Origin of the sequence: Rubrivirga sp., assembly GCF_049648075.1 — a bacterium.
Taxonomy (GTDB): Bacteria; Bacteroidota; Rhodothermia; order Rhodothermales; family Rubricoccaceae; genus Rubrivirga.
Map to the genome: position 1 here is coordinate 1 of NZ_JBARYR010000694.1, position 4,534 is coordinate 4,534.

At 71.0% G+C, this 4,534-nt stretch carries 6 protein-coding genes and 1 pseudogene; 6 read left to right on the forward strand and 1 reads right to left on the reverse strand.

All coding sequences use genetic code 11. The features are described 5' to 3' along the window. Positions 1-296, forward strand: a 296-nt coding sequence (locus WBA11_RS18385; protein ID WP_424522087.1) for a DUF892 family protein, incomplete at its 5' end; no start/stop codon positions are given. Positions 297-556: 260 nt separating this feature from the next. Here WBA11_RS18385 and WBA11_RS18390 read toward each other — a convergent pair. After that, entirely contained in the window at positions 557-979 is a 423-nt protein-coding gene (locus WBA11_RS18390; RefSeq protein ID WP_424522088.1) for an SgcJ/EcaC family oxidoreductase, read from the reverse strand. Between the two features lie 199 nt (positions 980-1,178). Between WBA11_RS18390 and WBA11_RS18395 the strand changes: the two genes are divergently transcribed. From WBA11_RS18395 to WBA11_RS18415, 5 genes and pseudogenes are all read left to right on the forward strand, one after another. Beyond that, positions 1,179-2,078, forward strand: a complete 900-nt coding sequence (locus WBA11_RS18395) for a helix-turn-helix domain-containing protein (RefSeq protein ID WP_424522089.1) — start codon at positions 1,179-1,181, stop codon at positions 2,076-2,078. Positions 2,079-2,159: 81 nt separating this feature from the next. Further along, positions 2,160-2,363, forward strand: coding sequence for a tautomerase family protein (locus WBA11_RS18400; RefSeq protein ID WP_424522090.1), 204 nt, complete (start codon positions 2,160-2,162; stop codon positions 2,361-2,363). Between the two features lie 203 nt (positions 2,364-2,566). Continuing rightward, on the forward strand, positions 2,567-3,106 hold the full coding sequence (locus WBA11_RS18405; RefSeq protein ID WP_424522091.1) for a hypothetical protein: 540 nt from the start codon (positions 2,567-2,569) through the stop codon (positions 3,104-3,106). A 185-nt stretch (positions 3,107-3,291) separates the two neighbouring features. Further along, positions 3,292-3,879, forward strand: coding sequence for a Crp/Fnr family transcriptional regulator (locus tag WBA11_RS18410; protein ID WP_424522092.1), 588 nt, complete (start codon positions 3,292-3,294; stop codon positions 3,877-3,879). 250 nt (positions 3,880-4,129) lie between these two features. Further along, positions 4,130-4,534 (forward strand): annotated as a pseudogene (locus WBA11_RS18415) (hypothetical protein); the annotation flags it as partial.

Genomic DNA, 4,534 nt, shown 5'->3' on the forward strand with positions numbered 1-4,534 from the left:
AGGAGGTCGGCGCCGAAGGCGAACGTCACAACGAGGTCATCGAGGCCGTCTACGTGACGGCTCAGAAAGCCCGCGAGGAAGCGCCCGACGCGCCGTCGCGCGACCTCGGCATCGTCGCTGCAGGCCGGATGGCCATCCACTACTGGACGGCCGCATTCGACACGGCGCGCGGCTACCTCGACCAGCTCGGCATGGACGAGTCGGCAGCCGCCATGCAGAAGTGCCTCGAAGAGGCCCAGCAGCAGGACGTGCGACACGTCGAGCTGGCCAACCGCATGACGAGTGCGACATCCTGACCCGCGCCTCACGCTGGGAGGCCCCGGACGAGCACGTGCTCTTCCGGGGCCTCCTGTGTTAAATGCGTCCCGCTGGGCCTTCCAGGAGCGGTCGACTCTCGCGACGATCCCGAAGGGGAGGGGGGTGAGGGCCGGCTGGGGTCCGCGCCCGCGTGCCACCCGCTAGCGCCTCGCTGTAGCGGGGCTAGAACGCGAACAGACTCCGGGCGTCTTGGGCAGGCGGAGGGGGCATGTCGTACCCTCAGGTGTCGTGCGGCGGGTCATCCGTCCCGACGGACCGCGTTGTTGTTGAACTGGCGGATGCGCCACCCCTCGTCCGTCCGGACGAGCACGGCCGTGATCACGCTCTCGGACACCTGGCGCTCCCCTCCCCTGACGTAGTCGTCCCGGTTGGAGACGACCGCGAGAGCGACCCCGGGGGCGACCCGGTCCACCGACACCACGTCGAACGCGATCGTGCTCCCCTCGGCGTAGATCGTCGACCAGATCCGCTCGTGGACGGCCACGTTCTGAGCGGCCGTCTGGTCCAGCGACAGCCGTCCCCCGACGGCGACGTAGTCGTGCGGCTCGGTGAACGCGGACGCAAAGAGGTCCGCGTCCTTCGTGTTCCACCCCCGCACCACCCGGTCGATGGTGGCGCGTACGTCGGCCTCGTAGCCGGGGTCAGGGTCAGGTGTCGTCATGGTCGCTGGACTCCCTGCGCAACCCACCAGGAGCGCGCAAGCGGTGAGGGTTAGGAGGGCTGTGAGACGGGACATCGGTATGCGGGGTAGGATCACTGTGAAAGGCGCATCCGTAGGCGGCCTCCGACGTTGAGCGGTTTCAGGTTCGCCCTGCCGCGGCGACACATCTTGCCCGGTCTGGACTTCCCGTTTGCCTCCCGTGGACATCTCCCCCCCGACCCGCTTCCCGCCGGACCTCGGCGTCCGCCTGGCGAACCCGTTCGGCGCCCGCGTGGGCGTGCTCCGGCTGGGCTCGGTCGGCCCGGCGCGGCTCTGGGACTACCGAGACGACGGCCTCAAGTTGGAGAGGCCCGCAGCGAGCGGGGCCCGGTGGATCTCGGTCCTCGCTCAGGTCGAGGGGCACGCCCGATTCGAGGCGGCGGGCCGCTCGTGCGAGCTCGGTCCGGGGGGCGTCGCGTTCCTGGAGGGCCCGTTCTCCGCGTCGATCGAGACTGTTGGGACGGCGCGGCAGGTCGGCGTCGAGCTGCCGCTCGCGACGGTCCGCTTCCCGAGCGGCTACCTGGCAGGCAGGGGCGCCGACGGGTCGTCCCCGACCGTTCAACTCCTGTCCGACGCGCTGCGGACGCTGTGGGACGCAGCCCCGTCGCTCGACGTGATCCAGGGAGAGGCGGCGCTGACCGCGATCGCTGCCCTGGCGCGGGTCGCGACCGGGTCGCTGCTCGCGGACCGGTCCCCGTCCGACGTCCTGCTCGACCGGGCCACCGAGGTCATCGAGCGGGAGTCGCGCGACCCCGGCCTCTCCGCTCAGGCTGTGGCCCAGGCCGTCGGCGTGAGCCGGCGTCACCTGGACCGGATCTCGGTGTCGAGCACGGGCAGGTCGGTCGACGAACGGATACGGGACCACCGGCTCGACAAGGCCGCCTCGCTTCTGGAAGCCGGCGCTGCAGGCGAGATCGGCGTCTACGGAGTGGCGCTGGAGTGCGGCTTCCGAGGGGCCTCGCACTTTTCGCGCTCGTTCCGAGCGCGGTTCGGCGTCGCGCCGAGCCGGTGGTCTGGCCCCGCCGCCGAGCTCAGGCCCCTCGGCTTCACCGGTGGATGAGACCGTGCCGCCCTGTAGGGGTTGGCGCCGTCCCAGGCTGCCCGGTCTGGTCTCATGTTCCCTCCCACATGCCCCCCTCCCATGCCCTACGTCAACATCAAGATCACCGACGACGGCGTCTCGGCCGAGCAGAAGGCGGAACTGGTCCGCGACGTGACCGACTCGCTGGTCCGGGTGCTCGGGAAGAAGCCCGAGCACATCCACGTAGTGCTCGACCTCGTGGACCCTGAGAACTGGGGGTACAGCGGCGTGCTCACGACGGAGTACCGGGAGCGCGCCTCGTAGGGAGTACGGGGTGAGACCGACTGGGGAGTATGCCGAGGCGAGCCCGGCGCTCGGGCGCGGTGGAGCGAGTCACCGGACCCGCTACCCGAGTGGACCTGCCCTGACCGCCACTCGAACCGTGCAATCACGATGCCCGCCTCCCCACCACTTCCGCACAAGAGTCCCCTCGTGTCGGGTGGTACCTCGCACCCAGCGCTCGGTCCATGTTCCTGCCCGGACACGTCGGACGGGCGGTCGGCGTCGAGGGCGGGGCCGTCATCGCTGGACGCGTCAAAATTGGCGTCGTGACCTACGGACGCAGCGGCCCGATCAACCCCGACACGTTCCCCACGGCGCTCCCGGATGGTCTGACCTACCGCGGCCAGTCGACACTCGACCTGCGTGCGGACCACGGCTACACCGGAGTCGTGGTCGCCCCCAACGTGACCCTCTCTGACGCGGTGACCGTCGAGGTCCCCCTCTCCGTCGGATTTGTCGGCGTTGGGTTCTACCGCGACGACCGCGTGACGCTGGATGGCCGCCGGGTGAGCGCGTGGGAGAACGGCCTCTTCGAGGACGGCGACGTCGGGTTCGGACTCGCCACCGAGGGTGGACTCCGGGCGTCGTTTGCCCTCCGACCCGGCGTCCGGCTGACCGGCGGCGTGCTCTACACTCGTCTCAGCGGGTGGGAGACGTTCGCGCGTCCGTTGGACTTCTACGACGGACTAAGCACTCAGGTCGGCCTCTCGTTCGGTACCCGGTAGGTCCATGCGCCGGACGGGCGGTCGGTGCGGTCCGGCGACCTGGTCGCCCGCGAGGCGGCCGGCCCGACGCCGTAGCCAGGCTCTTCGGCAGTGGTCCACCGAGGACCTCGCCGAGAGCGCCGGCCTCAGCGTCGAGGCTGCGGAGGCGGAAACGGATCGTCCCGCCGGCTCGTTCGCCCCGTCCGATGCCCCTCGACACCCCAGACAGCTTCCGCCCGTGGCTGGCCGCGGTCGTTCCACTCTCCGACGACGAGTGGGCGGCGGTGGCCGAGCGCCTCGTCCCGGTCCGGCTGGAGGCCGGCGAGACGCTCGCGATTGAGGGCGAGGTGCGGCGCTGGGTCGGGTTCGTCCGTGAGGGGGCGCTCCGATACTCCGTCTTGCGCGACGGCACCGACCACGTGACCGCGTTCGACTTCGAGGGCGACGTGGCCGGCGACCTCTCCGGGTTCTTCGACGGCGCCCCAGCGTCCCAAACGATCACGGCCGTCGAGCCGTCGGCGCTCGACGTCCTGACGCACGACGCCTTCGCGGCGCTCGTCCACCAGGTCCCGTCGCTGGCCGCCGTCCGCGGCGCCGTCGCTGGGATGCTGTTCGACGGAGCACGAGCGCGAGCGGCCGAGCTCCAACAGTTCTCGGCTGAAGACCGGTACCGGCGGCTCCTGGCGCGGAGCCCGCGCGTGGTCCAGCGCGTGCCGCTCTACCATGTCGCGTCGTACCTCGGGGTGACGCCGGAGGCGCTGAGCCGCATCCGACGACGCGTGGCTGGCGGCTGAGCCGTGGCGGCCGGTCGTTGAGCCGCCAGCCGACGAACCTCTGGTAGGCTTCTCCGAAGACGGGGGAGAGCCGTACGCCGAGAGGTTGGGGCCGCGACGCGTTCGGAGCCGGTTGGGGCGGGGGGAGATTGATCCAGATCAAGACGAACGGCGAGCCTTCCTGACCACGATCAAGGCGCCAGACGGAGGCCGTGGGGGAATCTGTGGGCACGACGCCGGATTCGCCGGTGACACCCTCTCCCCCACTCTGATGTCTCCACTCGCCCCCTCGGCCCGGCCCCGCCGCGCGGTCGCCGCGCTCCTCGCCGCCCAGTTCGCCCTGATGTGGGCGGCGTTCTTCGTCTTGTCGGCCGCGCTCGACTGGCCGACCAGCCTCGGCCTCCCTGCCGCCCTGAAGCTCGAGCTCTTCGCCGCCCACCAGCCCGCCGCCCTCGTCGGGTACGGGCTCTACACCGCGTCCGCGCTTCTGCTCATTCCAGCCGCCGTCGTGCTCCGACGGACGCTCTTGCCAGGATCCGCGCTCGGCGACCTGTCGGTTGTACTCGGCGCCTCGGCCGGCATCGTCAAGACTGTCGCGCTCTCGCGCTGGCTCTTGGTCGCCCCGGCGCTGGCGGCTGGCCTCGTCGGAGCATCGCCCGACGCGCAAGCCCTGACC

Bases quoted from the DNA above. Each gene is read 5' to 3' on its own strand.
- WBA11_RS18400 (WP_424522090.1), top strand. From the start codon at position 2,160: ATGCCCTACGTCAACATCAAGATCACCGACGACGGCGTCTCGGCCGAG.
- WBA11_RS18390 (WP_424522088.1), bottom strand. From the start codon at position 979: ATGACGACACCTGACCCTGACCCCGGCTACGAGGCCGACGTACGCGCC.
- WBA11_RS18410 (WP_424522092.1), top strand. From the start codon at position 3,292: ATGCCCCTCGACACCCCAGACAGCTTCCGCCCGTGGCTGGCCGCGGTC.
- WBA11_RS18405 (WP_424522091.1), top strand. From the start codon at position 2,567: ATGTTCCTGCCCGGACACGTCGGACGGGCGGTCGGCGTCGAGGGCGGG.